This window comes from Streptomyces sp. V4I8 (assembly GCF_041261225.1).
In the GTDB taxonomy this organism is placed as follows: Bacteria; Actinomycetota; Actinomycetes; order Streptomycetales; family Streptomycetaceae; genus Streptomyces.
In genome coordinates, this window is sequence record NZ_JBGCCN010000004.1 from 74,484 (window position 1) to 95,082 (window position 20,599).

Genomic DNA, 20,599 nt, shown 5'->3' on the forward strand with positions numbered 1-20,599 from the left:
CCGGTCGCCAGGTGTTGGTGGCCGGGCCCACAGGGTGTCTGTCTATGGGCGGGTGTTTATCGGGTCCTTTCGATGGTGTGGCGTCGGCGGTGGTGGTAGAGGGTGCCGGTGAGGGTCAGGAGTGCGGCGGCGGCGGTGCCGATGGCCGGGTCGATGACGGGGACGTCGATCTCGGTCGGGTCACACGCCTTGTCGTTGCTGGGGTTGGGGTCGGGCTCGTTGCCCATGACCACCGCACAGTTCTCGATCATCGTGTCGACGGGCGGGTTCGGGGCCAGTCCGCGGACGGTGATGATGTGGCTCTGCCCCACCTTGAGCGGACCGCCGGTGCAGGTGAGGATCTGGTTGTTGATGCTGCACCCGGGGTCGGCGGTACGGGCGTCGGTGATCCCGGCCGGGATGGGGTCGGTCACCTTCCAGCCGGTCGAGTCGTTGGGGCCGTTGTTGGTGACGGTGACCTGGTATTCGATGGCCGCTCCGCCCAGGACCTTGGCGGGGGCGGTCTTGTCGACGCCCAGGTCGACGCTGGACTTGGTGAACCCGAAGTCGCCGCTGTGGTTGTTCTGCCCCGCGCCCTGCGGGGTGACGGTGATGGCCGGGAACGGGCTGCCGCCGGTCTCGCCGTTGGAGTCGATCTGCTCGTTGTCGCCGACGTTCGGACGGGTAGGCGACGAGCCCTCCAGGACTCCGCCGGCCTGGTAGTCGGCCGGGTTGTCCATCTTGATGGTGTACGTCCGGCCGTACTGCAGGTCCTCGGCCGCCACGTTCTTGGTGATCGTGGAATCGAAGTAGTACTCACCCCGTGAGTTGGTGACCGTGGTGCCGATCTTGTTGCCGTCCGCGTCATACAGATTCACCGTCGCACCCACCAACGGCTGCTCACCCGGATCCTGGATACCGTCCTCATCCGTGTCCTGCCACACCCGGTTACCCAACTGCAACGGCGCCTGATCACACATCGTCTCCAGGTCACCCATGCCGCGCGACTTACCGAAGTCGTCGTTCAGGTAAAGGCCGCCGTTGTTGAAATCGGACACGCGGGTGCCGTTGCTGCGGTTGAGATAGTGCAGACCGTGCCCGGTGATCGGGTCCCGGATGGGGTCCTCCGAGATCATGGGCATGCTTGTCTCCACCTTGGAGATAGCCACCGATCCCTCAGCGGTCTCTGAGTGCCAACCCGCATAGTTTGCGTAGTCGCCGGGGTAGAACTCCCGGGCGTCCAGGGGCTGAAGTCCACCGTTGGTTTCCAAGGTGTCGTTTGCCGTGCAGCCGCCGTTGCCGTCCAGGACGAACATGTGGTTGCTGCCACGGCACGCCCGGTTGATGTCACCACCGTTGAGTGCCGACGTTGCGGGGGTGCCGGGAAAGTCCGGCAGGGCCCAGCCGGCGCGGTCGGCGAAGCGGTCGGCGAAGCTGACGACCATGTCGCCGTTGACCTCGAAGTCGATGTCGGAGAGCTCCGGCTCCGGGTTCGCGATGCCGCCCGGCGGGCAGACCACGCCGTCCTGGGTCGCGGGCCGGGTGTTGGTCCAGGGATACCAGCTGCGGCCCTTGCAGAAATCTGCGTTCCGCGGCGAATGAGCGTAGCGGGGGTAAACCAGGTCCTGGTCCATGACTTTGCCGGTGAACTGGCCCGTGGTCGGGTCGAAGCCTTGCACGACAGCCCGCATGTCGTTCTTGTTGCCGGTGGACTGCGCCGAGCACACGCCGCCGACATAGACCTTGCCGTCCTGGATGCCCAGACCGAAGGGGCGCCAGTCACCGGCCGCGGCACAGCCCGGGTCCGGGATGGAGTAGGAGGCCTTCGGCGCGGCGGCGGTGGCCTGCATGGCGTCGTAACGGTAGAGCCTGCGGTCGTGCAGGTTGACGACGAACAGGTCCTTGCCGTCCGGGGTGATGTCCAGGTCACCCAGCGACTCCTTGCCCACCACCGGACCGAACGCCAAGTCCATGTTGACGCCCGGCTGGTGCGGGGTGGTGCCGGGATTGGGGACCCGGGTGAACAACGCGGTCTGCCCGTTGGCCGGGTTGGTCCGGTAGATCGCACCGGGGCCCCCGGGACCGTACTTGGAGCCCCGCTTCGCGTACGCGGACGTGAACAGCTGCCTGGTCACCTTGTTGTAACCAAGACCCCACTGCGTGCCAGTCTCCGCCTCAGTCGACAAGTCCGTGACCAGGCCAGGGTTTGCAACGGCGTCACCGCGCGTGTTGAACGTGAACGACGACAGCGTGCGCTTGCTCGGCGGCGCGGCAGTCGGAATGTTGGCGTTCTGGCAGACGGCAGCCAGTCGGACATTCCTCTGGCAGTAGTCCTCCGGGCTCCAGAAGGAGGTCGTGACCTCCACGTTCTTACCGCCCGACAGGTCCACGAACTCCACGTTCGAGGACAGCACGGTCCGGTCCAGCAGATCGGTCCGCGGTGAGGCCTGGCCGGGCGAGTACACCTTCGGATCCGGGTTCTTCACCTCGATCCGGTACTTCCCCTTGGACAGACTGCTGCCCGGGTCCAGCTTCACCACACCGTTCGCATCCGTGGTCCCGGTGACCGAGTTGCCCGCGTCATCGGTCAGTACGACCTGGACCCCGGCCCAGCCCGGCTCCAGCACCGAGTCCCATCGACCGTTCGCATTCACCTCCCGCACCACACGAACCGTCGCCTGACCATCCCCGCTGTCAGCCCACGCCGACGACACCACACCCGTCGCCGCAAGCGACGCCGCCAACGCACTCGATAACGCCAAAGACATCCCACCGGCCCACCGCCGGCGCTGCCGTAGTCCCATCACCAACAATCTCCCGTAACTGGATATACGTCCGCGACGTCTGTTCATTCAGACCGGACGCGCTGGTAAAGATCTCAGCGCCTTCTCCATATGACGAACAGACGAGCTAAACGAGTGAGCACCCATTTTTCAGGTGCCGCCAGTAACGAGAGCAGAGAAAGTTCAGGTAATCATTCTTTCACACGGCGGCCGTGAATTAACCGGAGAGCCGGAAAATATTATGCATTGGATACGTGCGATTTGCCTATCGTTGATGTTATCAACGGCTAGACCTGGGCCGGGACGGAGAGAGGAGGCCATGTCGGTGGTACGACGGACGCCATCCGCAATCCATCGCCGAATGACGTCTCGTGAGCACTCGCCGATCGCGCCGTCCGCCTGTCGAATGATTCTCTCGGGGGCAGCTCGGCAGGGATGTGGCGCATCTCGGGCGAATGTTGCCCGAGTGACGCAACACGCTGCCAATGTCCCTCTCTCCCCGCGCTGTTGTGCGTGCCGTAACCCTTCACATCGTATGCGTTGTGGGAGTTTCCATACGGCTCGTGTGCGTCGGCGGCGACCGGACTCGCGTTGTGCGGATTGCTCCCGAATGCGGCAGGGACCAGTGCGCCCTCGCCGCTGCGGTCACCCGGCGTAGTCCGGAATGAGTCGACCCACTCCGCGTAGAGGGCGTCGTAGATCGGTGTGGTCTGACTGCTCTGCGCGAAGCTCCGGGGCGGCGATAAGAACGGAAGCGATCGATAGGACTGATCATGTGGGTGGTCGTATGCGTGCATGTATTTCCAAACGACTCAGCCTCCAAAGAGAAGCGGTCGCGGATGGAGCCAATCGGGAGAAGACATATGCCGAACGCACGGAGTGGTCGAGCAAGGAAAAGTCGACCTGCCGGGATTTGTCGGATTCCTTACGCAGGCGCGAAGCGGAGATCGAACCATTCATCGACGTGCGATCGGGCCCGCCACCTGCAGCAACCCGGTGACGGCAGGCAGTTCACGGCTTCATGAGTGTCCGGTGACATCCCGGCCAGGCCGACGTGTAGCGCTTTCATGCCGGCGCCGGAACGACACGGCACACACAAGATGGCTGCGCGTGCCCACGTCCCAACGCCACGGTGAGCTGACGGCGACGCCCGTTGCCTCCAAGAGCGGCCCGTTGAGCCGCTCCACGATCGCCAGCGGATTGCATCCCGTGAAGAAATTGCGCTCTTCCAGCAGCGCCGGAAGGAGCGTGGGAAGCCGGTCTTGCGGCGTGGAGTGCAGCTGGGGACAAGTGTCGGAAGACACCATGTCGTTGACGAGCAGACCGTGACCGCCAGGGCGAAGCAGGCCGAGCATGGTCTGAAGATGCGCATCGCGCACGCGGAGCAGGCCCTCGGCCTGCTGTCCTTCTTCCATGGCGCTACTGATCAGTTGAGAGAGCATGGCAGCCGAGACCACCACGTCCGCTCCGTCCACGCCCAGGGAGCCGGCGTCCAGCGGTGCGGTCACATCCACTCCCCCATGGATCCGCAACCCAGCCGCGGATCTCATCCCCTGGCGTTCCACCCCCGTCGCCATGGCAACGGAGTCCAGATCCAACAGGTGAACCGTGCTGAAGGCCTTCACGACCTTGCCCAGTTCGAGATCATTGCAATTGCCTGCCCCCAGCACCACCAAACGTCCCGGCGTCGCGGGAGCATGAGCCAACACGCATTCGGTCACCTTCGCGCGGTGACGTGCGTAGCATGCCCACAGACCGGCTGAAGCGCGGTTCAACTCCCGTTGCCGGACCGCATACATCGATAAAGAGTGCTCGCCCTCGCCTGCCGCATGCTGCGCGCCTAAGAACATCGGCACCTCTCTTCTCGCAGGCGGGACAGGCTGGACGCTGCAGAGACGTCGGTACAAGCGGCCCATGGTCCAACAGACATTCCTATTTCACGACCCGTAGGAACTCAGGCCCCCAGGCAGAAGCTTGTTGTGGCCATGCGAAGAAGTTATACACGGGAATTCACCGAGTCCAGCAACCGGCCGACCCGTCCTGCGGATCACGGTGGGCCTCTCTCCGCTCCCCCAGCGCACATCTCCGCTTCCCTACAGCCCCACCGTCTGAAGCAATGCTCTAGGTCTTGGCCGTCTCACGTCGAACAGCCGATAACCACTCCACCAGTAATCGCTCGTACTCGGCCCGTTCGTCAGGCGTCGAGAGATGCCCTCCTGCTCGCCGCCACAAAGCGCGGATCTCCTTGTTGAGATGGACAGAAGACCGCACTGCACCATGGGCAGCAACGTCAGAATGCATGATCCAATCGTAAAGCCCTGCGGGTACACCGCCGCCACCGACGATTACGCTCCCCCAGCTCTGCTTTATGGCATTCGGAGGGCGAGCTGCTAGGCCTGCCCTTTCGACAAGCTACTGCTTGCGACGCCCCCTCATCCTTTACCCGGCAATCATACCGTACGCTACCAGTTGAATACACACAGTCATCGGCTTCAGAAATCCCGGGCATCACGTCACAAATACTCCCCCGTCGTGTCAGAGCAAGTAGCAGGGCACACGCTCGACACAGAAGGGCCAGCAATGATGACGCCAGAGCACCCGGCGCGGACTGCCGTGGACGGCCTGCACGGGGCCTTCGGTGCGGCGGCCGTGGCTGCAGCGCGAACGCCTGCCGCCCGCGCTGTGCTCGCTGTCAGGATCGCTGCTCGGTCGGATCGCGAGATCGAAGGTACGCGCGCGGGCGTCTGACTTCGAGGGCGCCTCCTTGTAGTGCTGCGCTCAGCGCGCAATCCGGGTCCGTCGGCACGGGCCGCTCCCGTCCACTGACTTCTTGATCTAGGGGTTCACATGCGACTGGCGAAGGTGCTCACTGTGCTGCTTGCAAGCGGTAGTGCCCACAGAACGTTCAGGAGCCGTCGCAACGGAGGATTGATGACGCCATGCTGTGCGGCCGCACTGACGTCGTCGGATCAATGTGGGTTACGGCGACATCCGGCTGACCAGTCGGCATCCATCATTCTGCGGGCCGAGCCACGTTCGGTGTCGGCCGCGAGAGAGTTCGTCAAGGACGTCCTTCAGGGTTGGGAAGTCGCGTCGGGCGGGGACGTGCTCGCCACGGCCCGCCTGCTGGTTTCGGAACTGTTCACCAATGCTGTGATCCACGGAGATTCCTCGGCGGTTCAGTTGGCGCTGGCGGTCAGGGGCAGCGTCCTTCGCATAGAGGTCGTCGACAACGGAGGATCACCCCAGGAGTTCCATGAGGTCGACGCCGCCCCGACGGACGAACACGGCCGCGGTCTGCTCCTTGTTCGCGAACTGGCCGAGCGCTGGGGCCAATTCACCGAGCGTACGGGAACCCGAGTCTGGTTCGATCTCGCTCTCACCTCGTGAGCGGGTTGCGTGGGTGATCCGGTCATCCACGTGAACCGCCCCTCGGCCGTCACGACTGAGCGGCGACCGATTCCCGAGCCCGTTCTCGCCGCGTGGCGACGACAGCGTCGAAGGCCGCGTCCAGTACGGCGTCCGGCAGCAACCGCGCCAGCACACTGGTGGCTCGCGCGTCACGGCCGACGCGGTAGCGCGTCCTCGGCCGACCTGCGGTGAGGGCGTGGGCGACAGCGTTGGCAAAGCTCTCCGGATGCGTGGTGCTCGACCGGGCCCGCCGTTCGTTCCGCTCCAGGAAGTTCAGAAACGACGGCCGGTACAGGTCGGTGACCTCCTGCGATGCCCCGCTCAGGATGTCGTGGGCGGCCTCGCGCACCTTGCCCCAGATCGGAGTGCTGATGGCCCCCGGCTGCACCACCACGACAGCCACACCGAACGGCCTGAGCTCACGGCGGAGCGCATCACTGAGCCCCTCTTTGGCGAACTGTGTCGCCGCGTAGGCACCCAGGTAGGGACTGGCGATCCGGCCGAGGCCGGAACTCACATTGACGATCCGTCCTTCAGCTTTCCGGATTTGCGGCAGGAATGCCCGGGTCACGGCGAAGTGGCCGATGAGATTGGTCTCCATCTGGTACCGCAACGCGTCGGGTGAAAGGCATTCCATGGGAGCCGAGAGGCACATCCCCGCGTTGTTGACCAGGCCCCACAGCCCGTCGTCACCCGTCTCTTCCGAGACGCGGGCGGCCGCCTTCCAGATCAAGTCCTCTCGTGTGACGTCGAGCTTGAGGGGACGCAGCCGGCCGGATGTCGAGGCCGCGGTCAGTGCCAGGGCGTCGTCGGACCGCCGCACACCCGCGAAGACCCGGAATCCCAGCTGGTCCAGGTGGAGTGCGCATTCCCTGCCCAGGCCGGAGGACGCGCCGGTGACGACGACAGCCCGGTCCTTTGGCGGAAAGCGCCGGGGATGTGCGAACAACATGACTCCTTCAGTGAGTGCTGAGCGCGTCGGAGGGCACGGACCGTCGGTGCGACCGACGCCGAACGGCGGCCAGGAGATGGTCGACACTCCTGGTCACCAGGCGCTCCGCACGCGGGCGCGGCACGATGTCCTCGACATAGGTGAAGTTCCAATGGAGCTGGCCATGGCTGGTATTCACCGTGGCAACGACGTAACCCGAGACCGAGATACCCGCGACGAACTGGGCGCCGCTGACCTGCCATTGGCCGACGCTCTCCGGAAAGTCGTAGCGCCCGAGGTTGGAAAGGCACAGGTTGCCCGGGCCCCTGGCTTCCACCCTCTGCAGGAATGGAGCGCTCGTCGCGACTGTCTCCGGGCCGATGAGGCCCAGCAGGTTGACTGTGGCGAAGTGGTCGCCATCGCGCCGACGCCGTTCCAGATCCCGGCTCAACTCATGTGCGGTGCGCCATAAGGACTGACCGGGACGATATGCGACGTACGAGGGAAGCGTCGCCACGTAACTGCCCATCTCTCGTGGGGAGACCTCTGGCCGCAGCTCGCTCCGGAAATCGACGGGTGAGCCGATGACGTAGTGCTCGGGCTGGGCGGCTGCGGCCTCATGCGCCACAGCGGCGATCATTGCTGCGGCGAGCGCTCCGTGCACGGTCACCCCTTCTCGCCTGCAGGCCCGGGTCAGAGCGTCGACTTGCGCCGGCGAGAGCGACCGGTGGAGCAGCCTGGTGCGGCGCTGTTCGCCGGGCACTGGCTGGCTCGGAGCCACCCGCCGTGCTCGTACCCGACGCCAGTTGACCTGATCACGCAGCTGTCGCGCGATCGCGCTTGCCGCACCCGGCACGCCCTGGTGACGCCGGGGAAACATCGCCTCGGGCGCCGGCCGGACCGGCCACCCGGCCGGGCCCGGCGCCGGCGCTGAGCCAGGTACCGCGTTGTCCAGCCGAGCGGCGTGCTGGAGCCACTCCTCCAGAAGCGCCAGGGCCGTGGTCCCGTCCGCGATGCAGTGGGAGAGCGTGAGCAGCAGGTCGTGCACCTGCTCGCCCGTGCCGTTCGGTGCGGCCCGGGTGAGCACGACGGCGCGGGCCAGCGGCCCCTTGTGCACGTCGATCGGATCGCGCAGCTCTCGCTCGTCGGCCTCGACCTCCCACCAAGCGGCCAGTTTCACGCCGCTTCCTGCCTCAAGGTGTCGGCTCCGCAGCGGGATCGCGCCGGGCCGTGGTACGAACCAGGGATCCATTCCGGCCTGGTCCGCACGAATGGCGACCGAGAGAAGCGGGTGGCGATCCTGCAGTTCGTTGAGGGCCCGGCGCAGCAGTGATACCGGCAGTCGTCCGCGCACCTGTGTCCGTGCGATGACGTTGAGCGGTGAGATCCGGTCGGAGATCCAGTGCCAGCGTTCGAGTGGACCAAGCGGTCGGCAGACCGGGTCCGCTGCCGGATCTGCCATCGTGTTCAGCCGCCCACCCTCATTCCGATCGGGGACCACCGGAAGGCACTCGTGCCCCTGAGTACTCACGACATCGCTCCAATCCTCAGAAACGCGGCAGGTATTGACAATCTGGGTGAATCCCACGGTCACACGGATGTCGGTCACCGCGGTGACGAGAGGTTGTGTTCACCAGGTGGGTGTGAATGCCAGCAACGACATGTTCTGGCGATACAGCACGCGTGTCGGCACCCATCGGAAATAGGTGTCGCGCAGCATGCGCGGCAGGCGGCGCTCGTCCTGCTCGATCCGGCTGAGCCGGTGGGAGAGGCGGACCATCTCCCGGACCCTGACGCGGCGGCGGGCCTCGTAGTCGCGCAGTGCCTGCGTGTGGTCGGCCGCCGAGGCCAGGCTGCGGGCCAGGACCACGGCGTCCTCCACCGCGGTGCCCGCACCCTGGCCGAGGCTGGTCAGCATGGGGTGGGCCGCGTCCCCGAGCAGAGTGACCCGGCCCTCGCCCCACCGTTCGAGGAAGGGGCGATCTTGCGCCGGCACACTGATGATGGCCTGCTCAGGCGTGCGACGGATCGCCTCCTGCACTTCGTCCGCCCAGCCGGCGAAGGCGCGGGCGATCTCGTCCTTGCCTCCGTTCCACGCGCGGGCGGCCGCCGTCGGCATGTTCCTCGTACCCCACCAGTACGCCCGGCCGTGGCCGATGTCGATGAGACCGAAGCGCTGCCCGGCGCCCCAATAGTGTCGAACACAGCCGTCGGTGAATCTCGGGTGGGAGAAGGGAATGACCGCCAGCCAGCACACGTAGCCGGGCTCGCGCGGCTTCTCCGCTCCGACCAGCTGATGGCGCACCGCGGAGTGGAAGCCGTCGGCACCGATCAGCACGTCCCCCCACGCTTCACGGCCGTCGGTGAACCGTACCCGGACACCGTCCGTCTCCGACCTGAAACCCAGGGCGCACGCACCGAGTTGCACAGGCTGTTCATCACCGAGCGCATCAAGGAGCGCCTGTTGCAGGTCTGCGCGATGGATGCTGACGCTGGGGGCTCCGAGCCGGTCACCGAGTTCCTTCAACGACAGCTGCCTGACCGAGCGGCCGGTGTGATCACAGAGGACAAAGGTGTCGATGGTCCGCCCGCGGCGGTCCAGTTCGAGATCGATACCCAGGGAGCCGAGGGCGGACAGCGCGTTACTCATCATCGACAAACCGGTGCCGGCTGGGCGCAGCACACTGGCGCGCTCGTAGACCTCGACCTCGATTCCTACCCTGCGTAAGGCGACCGCCGCCGTCAGCCCGCCGATCCCGGCGCCGATGACGATCGCCTTGAGTCTCTTGTCTGTTCTGGTCCATGCCGATCGCATCACTTGGTCACCTCACAGATACGCTGAGCCACGGTGGCTATATAGGGATCCTCCATGAGTTGCAGATGGTCGCCGGGCACTTCGATGACTTCGATCCGACCGCTGGTCCACGCCCCCCAGCCGTTGTTCGGGTCGCGGTGCGCACTGCCGACCGCGTTGTGCGCCGGTTCCAGCGACTTGGGCAGCGGCGCCTTCGCGCGCAAGAGCACGAGATCCTGATCGCAGCGGTCCGGGCGGTAGTCCAGCAGTGCCTGCCAGTTGGCCCGGAACACATGGAAGAGACGTCGTACGCGAGCGGTCGAGCAGTCGGCGGCCAGGACACCGGCGGCCACGGCACGGTCCAGGATGTAGTCGAATCGCTCCTGTTCACCGATCCCCGACGGGATTTCCGGCGCCGGTCCGTTGCCGCTGCCGTCCAGCCGGAGCAATTCCCACAGGAACCATTCGAGCAGTTGCTCCTCGGCCACCTCCTGGAGCGTCCCGGGGGTAATCGAATCAAGGAGTACGAGCCGGTCGACGGCCTCGCCGGCCGATGTGAGCTGCCGTGCCATCTCGAACGCCACGAAGCCGCCGAAGGACCAGCCGCCGATGGTGTACGGGCCGCTGGGCTGTACGCGCCGTACCGCGTCGAGATAACTGCGGGCGAGGTCCGGGATGGTGTGCAAGGGCTCCGTTCCCGGCTCGGCCCCCACTGCTTGGAGTGCGTAAACGGGCCGGTCCTCGGGGAGTTGCCGAGCCAGCGGGACGTAGCACAGCACGTTGCCGCCGATGGGGTGCACGAAGAACAGGGGTGACCGGGTGCCGGACGTGCGCAGCGGCACCAGGGGGTCGGTGCCCGTCATCGCGCTTTGGCCGCGCACCTTGTCGGCGAGTGCGGCGACGGTCGGAGCCTCGGCGAACGCGGACAGCGGGACTCCCACTCCGTACCGCTTCTCGATCATCGTGACGAGACGCATCGCGGTCAGCGACGTTCCGCCCAGTTCGAAGAAGTCGTCATGCACTCCCGGCTCCGGCACCCGCAACAGGTCGGACAGCATCTCGGCCAGAGCGCGCTCGCAAGGGTCCCGTGGCTCGGTGCGCTCGGCGGACGGGATGATGGGGCCGAGGGGCATGGTGCGCAGTGCCGTGTCGTCTCGCTTGCCGCTCGGGGTGAGGGGGAGTTCGGGCAGCCAGGTGAAGCGTGCGGGCACCAGGTACTCGGGCAGCGACGCGCGCAGCCTCCGTCGGATGTCCAACAGGTCGACCGACACCTCGTCACCGACCAGGAACGCGGCGAGGAACGCCGGGGCGCCCTCCGGCTGCCGGGCCACGACGGCGACCTCGCGCAGGCCCGGACAGTGCTCGGCCACCTTCCCCAGAGCCAGCTCACTCTCGGCGGGTTCAACGCGAAAGCCCCGGATCTTCACCTGGGTATCCGCGCGCTCCAAGCAGACGACGTCACCCCCGGGCAGGAGCCAGCCGAGGTCGCCGGTTCGGTAGAGCCGGCCGGCGTCCGGGCGGAGAGGATGCGGGATGAAACGTTCCTGTGTGTGTTCGGGCTGCCCCTCGTAGCCCTCGGCGAGGCATGCGCCGCCGATGTGGATCTCGCCCTTGCCGCCCACAGGCACCGGGCGGAGCCGGGTATCGAGCACATGCACCTCTACCCCGTCGATGGGCCGTCCGATCGGCGGGAGATCGGGGAACGCGGCCGGGTCCCCGGTCATCGGGAAGCTGGTCACCACGTGGGTTTCCGTCGGGCCGTACTGGTTCTCCAGAAGACAGCCCGGCAGCGCCGCGCACAGCCGGCGGATTTCCCCGGTCACCCGGAGCCGCTCGCCGGAGGAGATCAGCACGCGCAGACGCCGCGGATACAGCTCAAGCGTCTCAGCGGTCTCGGCGAGTTGCTGCAGGGCCACGTACGGCAGGAAGACCCGTTCCACGCCCTCGTGGTCGAGCAGACGCAGCAGCACGACCGAGTTGTGGCGCCGCGCCTCGGACACAAGCAGGAGGGTGCCGCCACCGCACAGCGCGGAGAAGATCTCCTGGAAAGAGACGTCGAAGCAGAGCGGAGCGAACTGCAACGTGGTTCCGCCGACGGCGCCGCTCGGTGCGCGGTTCTGCCATGCCACGAGGTTGGCCAACGCCCGGTGGGGCATGGCGACGCCCTTGGGCCGGCCGGTCGAGCCGGAGGTGAACAGGACGTACGCGATGCTCTGCGGTTCGATGGGCGGCAGCGCAGGCGAGTCGCCTTCGGCCGGTTCACCGTCTGCGCCCGCGACGACCGTCTCGACGAGGAGTACGTCCCACTCGTCGGGGACCAGCCGGGTGTGCCGGGCCTGCGCGATCACGCGAAACGGCCGTGCCTGCGCGAGCATGGCGGCGATGCGCTCCTCGGGGTGGTGGACGTCCAGAGGGAGGCAGGCCGCACCGGCCTTGGCGATGCCCAGGACCACGGCGATCATCTCCGGCGAGCGGTCCATGGCGATCCCGAGGCGGGCGCCGGGCGGTGAGCCGAGGCGCAGCAGCCGTCGTGCCACGCGATCGGCGGCGCGGTCGAGTTCTTCGTACGTCCACCGCTCGCCGGACATGGTGACGGCGATCGCGCGCGGTGTGCGCAGCGCCTGACGCTCGAAGCGGCGCACGACGTCACCGGGATCCTCGGTGAGGAACCCGAAGTCCGGCTTCTCGTCGGGGCATTCCACGATGCGCTGCAGGATCTCGACGTACCGGTGACCGAAGACTTCGGCCTGCGATGCCGTGAAAGCACGGCCGTCGCAGTCGATCCGCAGATTCAGTCGCCCGTCCCGCGGGTCGGTGATCGCGTTCACCAGGAGCGGGAAGTTCGTCTGCTCCCAGATTTCCATATCCCTCAGGCGCAGGCCCGCGGTGCGCAGGATCGGCCCGAACACATGGAAGTTGACGTAGTTGAACGCGCTGTACAGCACTGCCTCGCCCCCTCGCTCCGCCTGAATCGCGCTGAGCGGATAGCGCCGGTGCGGGTGGCTGTCGCGCTCACCGCGCGCCGCCTCGTGCACCGCTTCGAGCCACGTCCTGGCTGCGCCGCCGAGCCGCACCGGCACGGTATTGAGGAACAGCCCCGCGACGCGCTCGACCGCGGCCTGCTCCGGGCGGCCGTGCACGACCAGTCCGGTGGTGACCTCGTCCGAGTCCTGGAACAGTCGGAGAGTCAGGCAGTGCGTGGCGAACAGGAGCGCTTTCAGGGGCAAGTCGTTGGTGTTGGCGAAGTCGCGGACCGCAGCCGTGAGCCGGTCGGGCAGGTCGACATGGTGTACGAAGAAGTCGGCGGCCCCGTGCGCCTCGTTCGCCTCATGCGGCCGGAAGGTCTCCAGACGGGCGGGCGGGGCCTCACCGAGCACCTGACGCCAATACCGCCGGGACTGCTCCGAGGCGAGGGCCCGCTGCTCGTCGAGTGCGTGGATCGCGAACGAGGGCAGGGGCTCCTCCGGTACCGGTGCGGTGTCCGCGCCGAGGAAGTACAGGTAATCCTGGAGCAATTCCTGGAGCAGGTTCGCCACACTCCACCCGTCCAGGAGCGCGTGGTGGAAGCTCAAGACGAGGTCCACTCCCCCGGACGGCATCAGATGCATACGGAACAGGCAAAGCGGAGGCCGGTCGAAGTCGTAGCGGTGAAAACGCCGCCGGTCGATATGAGCCTGTACGGCGGCCTCGGCTGCCTCGTCGGTGAGGAGGCGCAGGTCGGCGATCTCCAGGCTTTCGCCGGCATCTGCCGGGCGATGCACGATCTGCAAGGGCTGGGGGAAGCCGGAGACGTCGAACGAGGAACGCAGAGCGGGATGGCGGGTGACCAGCCGGCCGTGGGCCTGCCGCAGAGCGGTCTCGTCCCAGTCCATGTCGAGCGTGTAGCGGAAGACGTCGTGGTAGACGGCCGATTCCTCGTGCTCGCGGCTGTGGTACAGCATTCCGAGCTGGAGCTGGGTGAGCGGATGGGCGTCTTCGGCCGCCGCCAGGCGGGCCCGGTCGGCACCCGGCACGAGAGCGAAGGGTGCCGGCGCGAGAGCCGCGTCGGTCTCGGGGGTGGGCTCCGCGGACGCGTGCGCCGCCAGTTGCGCGACCGTCGGGTGGCGGTACATGTCGTTGAGCGTGAAGTGCAGTCCGCGCTTCGCCGACTCGGCGCGGATCCTGAGCATCAGGATCGAGTCACCGCCGAGCGAGAAGTAGTTCTCGTGGTTGCCGACGGATTCCAGTTCCAGCACCTCGCTCCAGACGGCAGCGAGAATTCTCTCCGCCGCGGTCGACGATGCGGTGTCCGCCGCGCTTTCGGCCTGCTCGGGGGCGGGCAGGGCCCGGCGGTCGGCTTTGCCGTTCGGGGTCACGGGAATGCGGTCGAGGCGTACGAAGTACGCCGGGATCATGAACTCCGGCAGCGCGGTGGCCAGATGTGCGCGCAACTGCGCGGGATCGGCCACCTCATCGGCGACGTAGTAGCCGACCAGGTGGGCCCCGCGCGCGGGCGATGTCCGTACGGCGATGACCGCGTCCCGGACGCCGGGGCAGGTGACCAGCCGGCTCTGCACCTCGCCGAGCTCCACGCGGTGACCGCGGATCTTCACCTGTTCGTCGATACGCCCGAGGTATTCCACGGTGCCGTCCGCCAGCAACCGGGCAAGATCACCCGTGCGGTACATGCGCTCCCCCGGTCGGAACGGATCCGGGACGAACTTCTCGCGCGTCAGCTCGGGGCGGTCAAGGTATCCGCGTGCCAGGCCGACACCCGCGATACACAATTCGCCCGGCACACCGACAGGCTGGGGATGGTTGTCCCGACCGAGCACATACAGCCGCATGTTGTCGATCGGCCGCCCGATCGGCACCCTGTTCACCGGGCTGCCAGTGCCTTTCGCCGGTCCGGCGGCAACGTCGAAGTACGAGACATCGACCGTGGCCTCCGTCGGGCCATAGAGATTGACCAGCTGCGGGGCTGACGCTCCCGCGGCGGCGAACACCCGGTGGAACCGCGCGGCAAGGCGCGGCGGCAGGGCCTCGCCGCTGCAGAAGACGAAGCGCAGATTTCCAAGGCCGTCCACGAGCGCTGAGTCGCTCTCCAGCAGATCGAGGAACGGTCCGAGCATCGACGGCACGAAGTGCACCACGGTGACGCGTTGTTCGGCGATGGTACGCAGAATCTCCTGGGGTTCCCTCTCCGCCCCCGCCGGCAGCAGGGCCACGCGGGCTCCCTCGGCGGCCCACCAAAAGAGCTCCCACACAGAGACGTCGAACGAGCTGGGCGTCTTCTGCAACAGCACATCGGCGTCCCCGATCGGGTATCGCCGCTGCATCCAAGCCAGACGATTGACCACCGAGCGGTGCTCGACCATGACGCCCTTGGGCCGTCCGGTGGAGCCGGAGGTGTAAATGACATAGGCGAGATCGCGCGGTCCGGCGCTGCGCTCAAGCGGCCCGTCCGGGCCTCGCCGGAGCGCGTCGAGGGCGTAGCGGCGGGCCCCGGTGGGCAGGGGCGTCGGGTGCGGGTCGTCCTCACCGCGGCTGTCGTGGCCCTGGATGACGAGTCTCGCGCCGCTGTCCTCGACGAGGAAGCGGATGCGTTCCTCGGGGTAGGCGGGGTCGATGGGCACATACGCGGCGCCGGCCTTCAGTACGCCAAGAAGCGCGACCGGCAGCTCCGGGCCGCGCTCCAGCAGCACAGCCACCCGGTCGTCGGGGCGCACGCCCTCGGCACGCAGGTTCCGTGCGATCTGGTTGGCGCGGGCATCGACTTCGTCATAGGTCAGTGCCGGATGCCCCCCGCTCGCGACGACGGCGACGCGGTCGGGCGTACGGGCGGCCTGCTCCTCGAAGAGACCGTGCAGGGTCTTGTCACTGGCGTAAGCGGAGTCGGTCGCATTCCAGGTCCGGACGAGGAGCTCATGTTCCTCGGGGGCGAGCATCGGCAGATTTCTCACTGGCTCCCCGGCCTGGTCGACCGCCTGCTCCAGCAGTCGCTTGATGTGCCGGGCCGCAGCCTCGACCGGAAAATCCTCGTCGAAGACGTCGAGCGCGTAGTCGAGGTCGACGCGGACGTCACCGACGCTGTCGAACTCGCGAATATGGACGGTCAACGCGTCCTGGTCATGGCCATGGGACAGGGCGACCTTCTCGAAGGAGAGCCCCGGGACGGTCGCGGGATCGGGCAGGCGCAGATAGGAGATGGTCACGTCGAACAGCCGGCGCGGCCCGGCGTCACACGACGGCAGGGCACGCAGCAGGTCGCCCAGGGCCAGCCGCTCATGGCGCTTCGCGGTGAACGTGGCCGCTTCGACCTGCCCCGCGATGTCCTGCATCGACTGCTGGCCGTGCGTGGCGACTCGCAGCGGCAGCATGTTGGCGAAGTGACCGACGGTCCGCATTTCCGCGATTCCGTGCCGGTTGAGGAAGGGGATGCCAAGCACGACCTCCTCGCAGCGGTGCACCCGGGAGAGGTACGTCGCGAACGCGGCAGTGAGGAACGCGAAGACGGAGTTCTCCTGTTCACGAATCCGGTCGATGAGCTTCCGCTCGATCAGGAAGCTGTGGCGGGCGCTGCGCCGACTGCCGTCCAAGGCAGTTGGGGCCTTGACGGGAAACAACGGGGGTTCGAGGTTCGCGAACGTCTCCCGATAGAAGTCCTGGTCGCGTTGCCAGCGGGACGACCCGCGGTATCGAGCCTCGTTCTCGGCGGATGCGAGATAGGAAGGCGGCGTGATCTTCAGGGGGGAGCCCGTGCGTACGGCGTGCGCGTAGTCCGACAGGACCTGGCGCACGAACTGATCCATGCCCCAGCCGTCAATGATGATGTGGTGTGCGGTGATGCAGAGGTAGCCGACCGACTCGTCCTCACGCAGCAGCGCCATGTCGAACATCCGACCGCTGTTGAGGTCGAAGGGCCTACGGGTCGCACGCTCCATCCAGGCCAGACACTCGGCCCGAGGATCTGGCTCCGCAGAGAAATCGAGGACGTCAATGTCGGGCAGCTCAATCTCCGCACATTGAACGGGAACTCCATCCCTCTCAGTGAAACGCAGATGAAAGGCGTCATTGCACTGCACGCCTCGTCGAAGACATTCTTGGAGAAGCCCGAAATCGACATCTCCGAGAATGCGCAGCGCTCCACCGATGTTGTACCGAGGTAGATCCGGCGCCTGAGAACTTGCCGTCCAGATGTCCCGCTGATAGGCCGTCAAAGCAGTCGGGGACACCGAGCTCATAGTCCTCTCCGAAGGGTAGGCGGCTGAACGAGCATGAACCATGTCCAGCCTGTGCAAAGGTGGTTGACGAGATGTCACAGCGCGCCTGGTTCCCCCACGTTTCGCCGAGAGGGACCAGGCGCGCTGTCACGTGACGGGAGATGACCAGTCGACCCGTCACGCCGAGCGGCAATGCCACCTCCTATTTCAATTATTGACCGGGGTGACGCGCCGCATGAGAAAGAAATCACGCCGATAAGAGCAGAAGCAAGCCGGGAGGGAAATTGTGGGGTGCTATCCACAACTCAGTTCGGTGTACCGAACAACGACTCGACGCACAGCGGATCGCCGGGTGCGGTGACCGCGGTCACAGTCTCATGAGGGACCCTGGAGAGGACAAGCACATGGGCGAACACCCGCTGCTTCTGCGATGCGTCCCACGACGCTCATGGGCAGTCGAAGAGCGCCGCGAGCTCGGCGCGACCGGGCACTCCGAGCTTGCGGTAGGCGCTGGTCAGATGGCGTTCCACAGCGCGCGAGGTGACGTGCAGCTTCGCGGCGATCTCCCGGTTGCGGGCGCCTGATGCCGCCAGGCGGGCCACCTGGAGCTCGCCAGGCGTCAGGGAGGCCCAGCGGTCGTTGCCCGAGCTGCGAGGCCTGGCTCCGGTCTTGGCCAGTTCGACCGACGCCAGCTCGACGAGCCTGGCCGCCCCGCATCGGCGCGCCAGCTCCACCGCACGACGCAGGCGCGCCCGTCCCTGCACCAGGTCGCCTGCCGCGGATTCGCTCACGCCGTAGTCGATCAGAGTCCTGGCCAGTTCCAATTGGGCGCCCCCCGCCTCCTGGTGTGCCACGGCTGCGGCCAGCATGTGCCGCCCCTCCTCTCCGCCGGTGGCCACGCCCACTGCCCACAGGGCGCGGCCCATTACTCGCGGGCTCCCCCACCGCTGCGCCAGCCGCAGCTCCTCGTGCGCCAGCCGGCATGCCTGGTCGCGCTCACCGAGCGTCGAGTGCAGAATCGCGGCGTCGGACCGCCAGGTCAGCATCGCCGGGTTGACCACTCCATGCCGCTCCAACCTGCGTCCGCAGTCCAGTACTTGGACGAGGGCACCTGGGATGTCCCCACAGGCCGCCAGCAATCTGCCGGAGGCCAGGTTGAGTACTGCGGTGTCCCAACTGTCCATGTCACCGTCACTGCCGTTGGCGGCAGTGCGGCGGGCGAGGGCCTGCGCGGCGTCGGGCTGACCGTTGTCCAGCAGCAACGTGATCATGTGCGCGGCGGCACTGCCGCGGAAACAGCTGGGCGGCAGCTCGAAGAACTCCTCCATGGCGGTGGCGGCCATGGCCAACGCGTCCCTGACCTCGCCGCGCACCTGGTGAAGCATGGAGCGTCCGAGTGTGGCGGCCGCCTGCAGTATGCGCGCGCCGGACCGTTCGGCACTCCTTCCGATCTCGCTGAAGGCCCGCTCCGCGTCCTCCAGATCGTCGGTGTGCAAAAGGCTGAGGGCCACGAAGAAGGCCAGCTCGGAACAGCCCTCGCGCGCCAAGAGACCGGAGCGGAAGGCCTGGCCGGCCAGAGCGCGGGTCCGCGACGCCGACTCCCCCGCCAGCCCACTGCGCAGGGCCAGGATGCCCAGCCGCCACACTTCTTGCCCGGTCGCGGACCTGGGCACGGCCGCGTCGGAGAAGGCGTCAGCCTCAAGGTTCAGCGAGGCCGGCGGACTGTGCGGTGCCCCAGTGGCCCTGGCCAGCGTGCATTGCACCTGCAGCTGGGCGTCGATCTCCAGCCACGTCGCCGACGTGGAGTCCGTCCCCGCGGCGGAGGCCGACCGCACCATGGCCCCCGCTTCTACGAGCACGTCCACGGCAGCACCCAGCCTCCCGCACAACAGGTGGGCGGTGGACAGCGAGGCCGCCACCTGCCCCCGTCGGCCGGGTTCCTCAACCGTGACGATGGCCTCGCTGAGATAGCGGCAGGCAACGGCCGGATCCCGGTAGAGCAGCATCCGGCCGAGGTCGGTGAGGAGTTGCTCGCGTATCGTCCCGGACACTGGCTGTCGCAGTGCGCAGCGTAGATATGTGGCGGCGTCCTCTGGAGCGCCCCGTCGCAGAGCGTCGCGCGCGGCGGAGCGCAGGGCCGGCACCACCCACGGCTCAGGGACCGGTCTTGCCAGGCGCAGCAGATGTCCGGCCACTTGTTCGTCACCGGCTCCGGCATCGTGGCTCACCCGGGCGGCGCGCAGTCGGAGTACGGACCGTTCGGCTACAGCGACTTCTCCCTCCAGAGTTGCCCGCAGCGCCGCGTCCACGAAGGTCATCCCGGATGCCTCGTACCGCAACGCCCCGATGCGCTCCAGGGCCTGCACTGCCGCGGCGGCGGCCCGTTCATCGAGGCCCGCCACGGTGGCGGCGACGTGCGGATCGGCCCCGTCACCGAGGACCGCGGCTACACGTGCCAGTACCAGTGTCTCCGCCGGCTGCCGGCTGATCCGGGCATGCGTCATCCGGGCTCGGTACCGCCGTGCCCGTTCGGACAGTTCCTCCAGGGAGGGAGTGTCGGCGCCGGTGTCCCATCGGCGCAATTCACTCAGCAGCTCATGAACGAGACGGGGGTTGCCGCCGGTGGCGCTTCGCAGGACGTCGGGCAGACGGGTCTCGGTCCGGCAGAAACCGAGTGCCCCCGACGCCCGTTCGGTCACACCCGTGTCATCTCCATGACAGGGGTACTTGTCCCACTGAAGCAGCTGCTCGATGCCTTGTGCGGTCAGCGCCTCCAACTCCAGGCGCCGGAAGCGCGGGTGGTCCACCAACTCCGTCATGCCCGGGGCGGGCGAGTCCGCCTTATCAGGAGCCGACGTGGCGGCGAGCAGGGCGCTTATGCCGCTCAGCCGCCGTGTGAGATAGCCGAGCCACTGAATGGACTGCTCGTCGCAGAGGTCGAGGTCGTCCACGGCGATCAACACCGCCTGTTCCGCGCACAGCATCCGGATCGTCTGATGCAGGGCGTCGAAGACATCGAACAGCCCCTGCGGTGCCGATGCGGCACCGGTCACGGGTAAGTGCTCCGCCTCGGTGCCGGCGAAGAGCTGACGTACCACGCCGAACGGCAGGTCACGTTCAGCGACGGAGCAACGAGCTGTCAGTACACGCATACCGCGGCCGCGTTCTTGAGCGGTCCATTCGTTGATCAGGGCCGTCTTCCCGAGGCCGGGAGAGCCTTCGACGAGAACGACGCCGCTCGTTCCATCCCGTGCACAGCGCGCCAAGTGTTTCAGCTCGGCGAGCTGGTCGACACGATCGACCAGATTCCCCAACAGTGTTCCTCTCCAAGGGTTGTCCCAAAGAATTCGCCCAGGGAGATGCACTCAGCCAGGCACCGGTTTACCGCCGGTCACCCCTGCCTGATCGTGGCGTCGAACAGACCCGGCAGTGCCCGTAGAGCTGGACTGTTGGTGAACGGGTTGTCCCCTGTGTGAGGACATGCTTCCATTGATTGATC

8 protein-coding genes are annotated in these 20,599 nt (G+C 67.0%); 1 reads left to right on the top strand and 7 read right to left on the bottom strand.

The genetic code is table 11. The features are described from left to right. Positions 1 to 56: 56 nt before the first annotated feature. A complete protein-coding gene (locus ABIE67_RS49610; RefSeq protein WP_370271045.1) occupies positions 57 to 2,633 on the bottom strand; it encodes an SdrD B-like domain-containing protein in 2,577 nt (858 codons plus the stop codon). A gap of 1,148 nt (positions 2,634 to 3,781) precedes the next feature. Further along, positions 3,782 to 4,612, bottom strand: coding sequence for a hypothetical protein (locus tag ABIE67_RS49615; RefSeq protein ID WP_370271046.1), 831 nt, complete (start codon positions 4,610 to 4,612; stop codon positions 3,782 to 3,784). Positions 4,613 to 5,609: 997 nt separating this feature from the next. Between ABIE67_RS49615 and ABIE67_RS49620 the strand changes: the two genes are divergently transcribed. Further along, positions 5,610 to 6,152, top strand: coding sequence for an ATP-binding protein (locus ABIE67_RS49620; RefSeq protein WP_370271047.1), 543 nt, complete (start codon positions 5,610 to 5,612; stop codon positions 6,150 to 6,152). A gap of 49 nt (positions 6,153 to 6,201) precedes the next feature. Here the strand turns inward: ABIE67_RS49620 and ABIE67_RS49625 are convergent, their stop codons facing one another. From ABIE67_RS49625 to ABIE67_RS49645, 5 genes are all read right to left on the bottom strand, one after another. Continuing rightward, on the bottom strand, positions 6,202 to 7,125 hold the full coding sequence (locus ABIE67_RS49625; protein ID WP_370271048.1) for an SDR family NAD(P)-dependent oxidoreductase: 924 nt from the start codon (positions 7,123 to 7,125) through the stop codon (positions 6,202 to 6,204). Positions 7,126 to 7,132: 7 nt separating this feature from the next. Further along, positions 7,133 to 8,713, bottom strand: a complete 1,581-nt coding sequence (locus tag ABIE67_RS49630) for a short-chain dehydrogenase (protein WP_370271049.1) — start codon at positions 8,711 to 8,713, stop codon at positions 7,133 to 7,135. Between the two features lie 21 nt (positions 8,714 to 8,734). Next, positions 8,735 to 9,919, bottom strand: a complete 1,185-nt coding sequence (locus tag ABIE67_RS49635; RefSeq protein WP_370271050.1) for an FAD-dependent monooxygenase — start codon at positions 9,917 to 9,919, stop codon at positions 8,735 to 8,737. Beyond that, positions 9,919 to 17,163: an amino acid adenylation domain-containing protein gene (locus ABIE67_RS49640; RefSeq protein WP_370271051.1), complete on the bottom strand. Its 7,245-nt coding sequence runs from the start codon at positions 17,161 to 17,163 to the stop codon at positions 9,919 to 9,921. The genes ABIE67_RS49635 and ABIE67_RS49640 overlap by 1 nt, the downstream gene beginning before the upstream one ends. Before the next feature lie 383 nt (positions 17,164 to 17,546). Continuing rightward, entirely contained in the window at positions 17,547 to 20,465 is a 2,919-nt protein-coding gene (locus ABIE67_RS49645) for an AAA family ATPase (RefSeq protein WP_370271052.1), read from the bottom strand. Between the last annotated feature and the right edge of the window lie 134 nt (positions 20,466 to 20,599).

Coding starts and splice junctions, on each gene's coding strand:
- ABIE67_RS49615 (WP_370271046.1), bottom strand. CDS start 4,612: ATGTTCTTAGGCGCGCAGCATGCGGCAGGCGAGGGCGAGCACTCTTTA.
- ABIE67_RS49620 (WP_370271047.1), top strand. CDS start 5,610: ATGCGACTGGCGAAGGTGCTCACTGTGCTGCTTGCAAGCGGTAGTGCC.
- ABIE67_RS49625 (WP_370271048.1), bottom strand. CDS start 7,125: ATGTTGTTCGCACATCCCCGGCGCTTTCCGCCAAAGGACCGGGCTGTC.
- ABIE67_RS49635 (WP_370271050.1), bottom strand. CDS start 9,919: ATGCGATCGGCATGGACCAGAACAGACAAGAGACTCAAGGCGATCGTC.
- ABIE67_RS49640 (WP_370271051.1), bottom strand. CDS start 17,163: ATGGTTCATGCTCGTTCAGCCGCCTACCCTTCGGAGAGGACTATGAGC.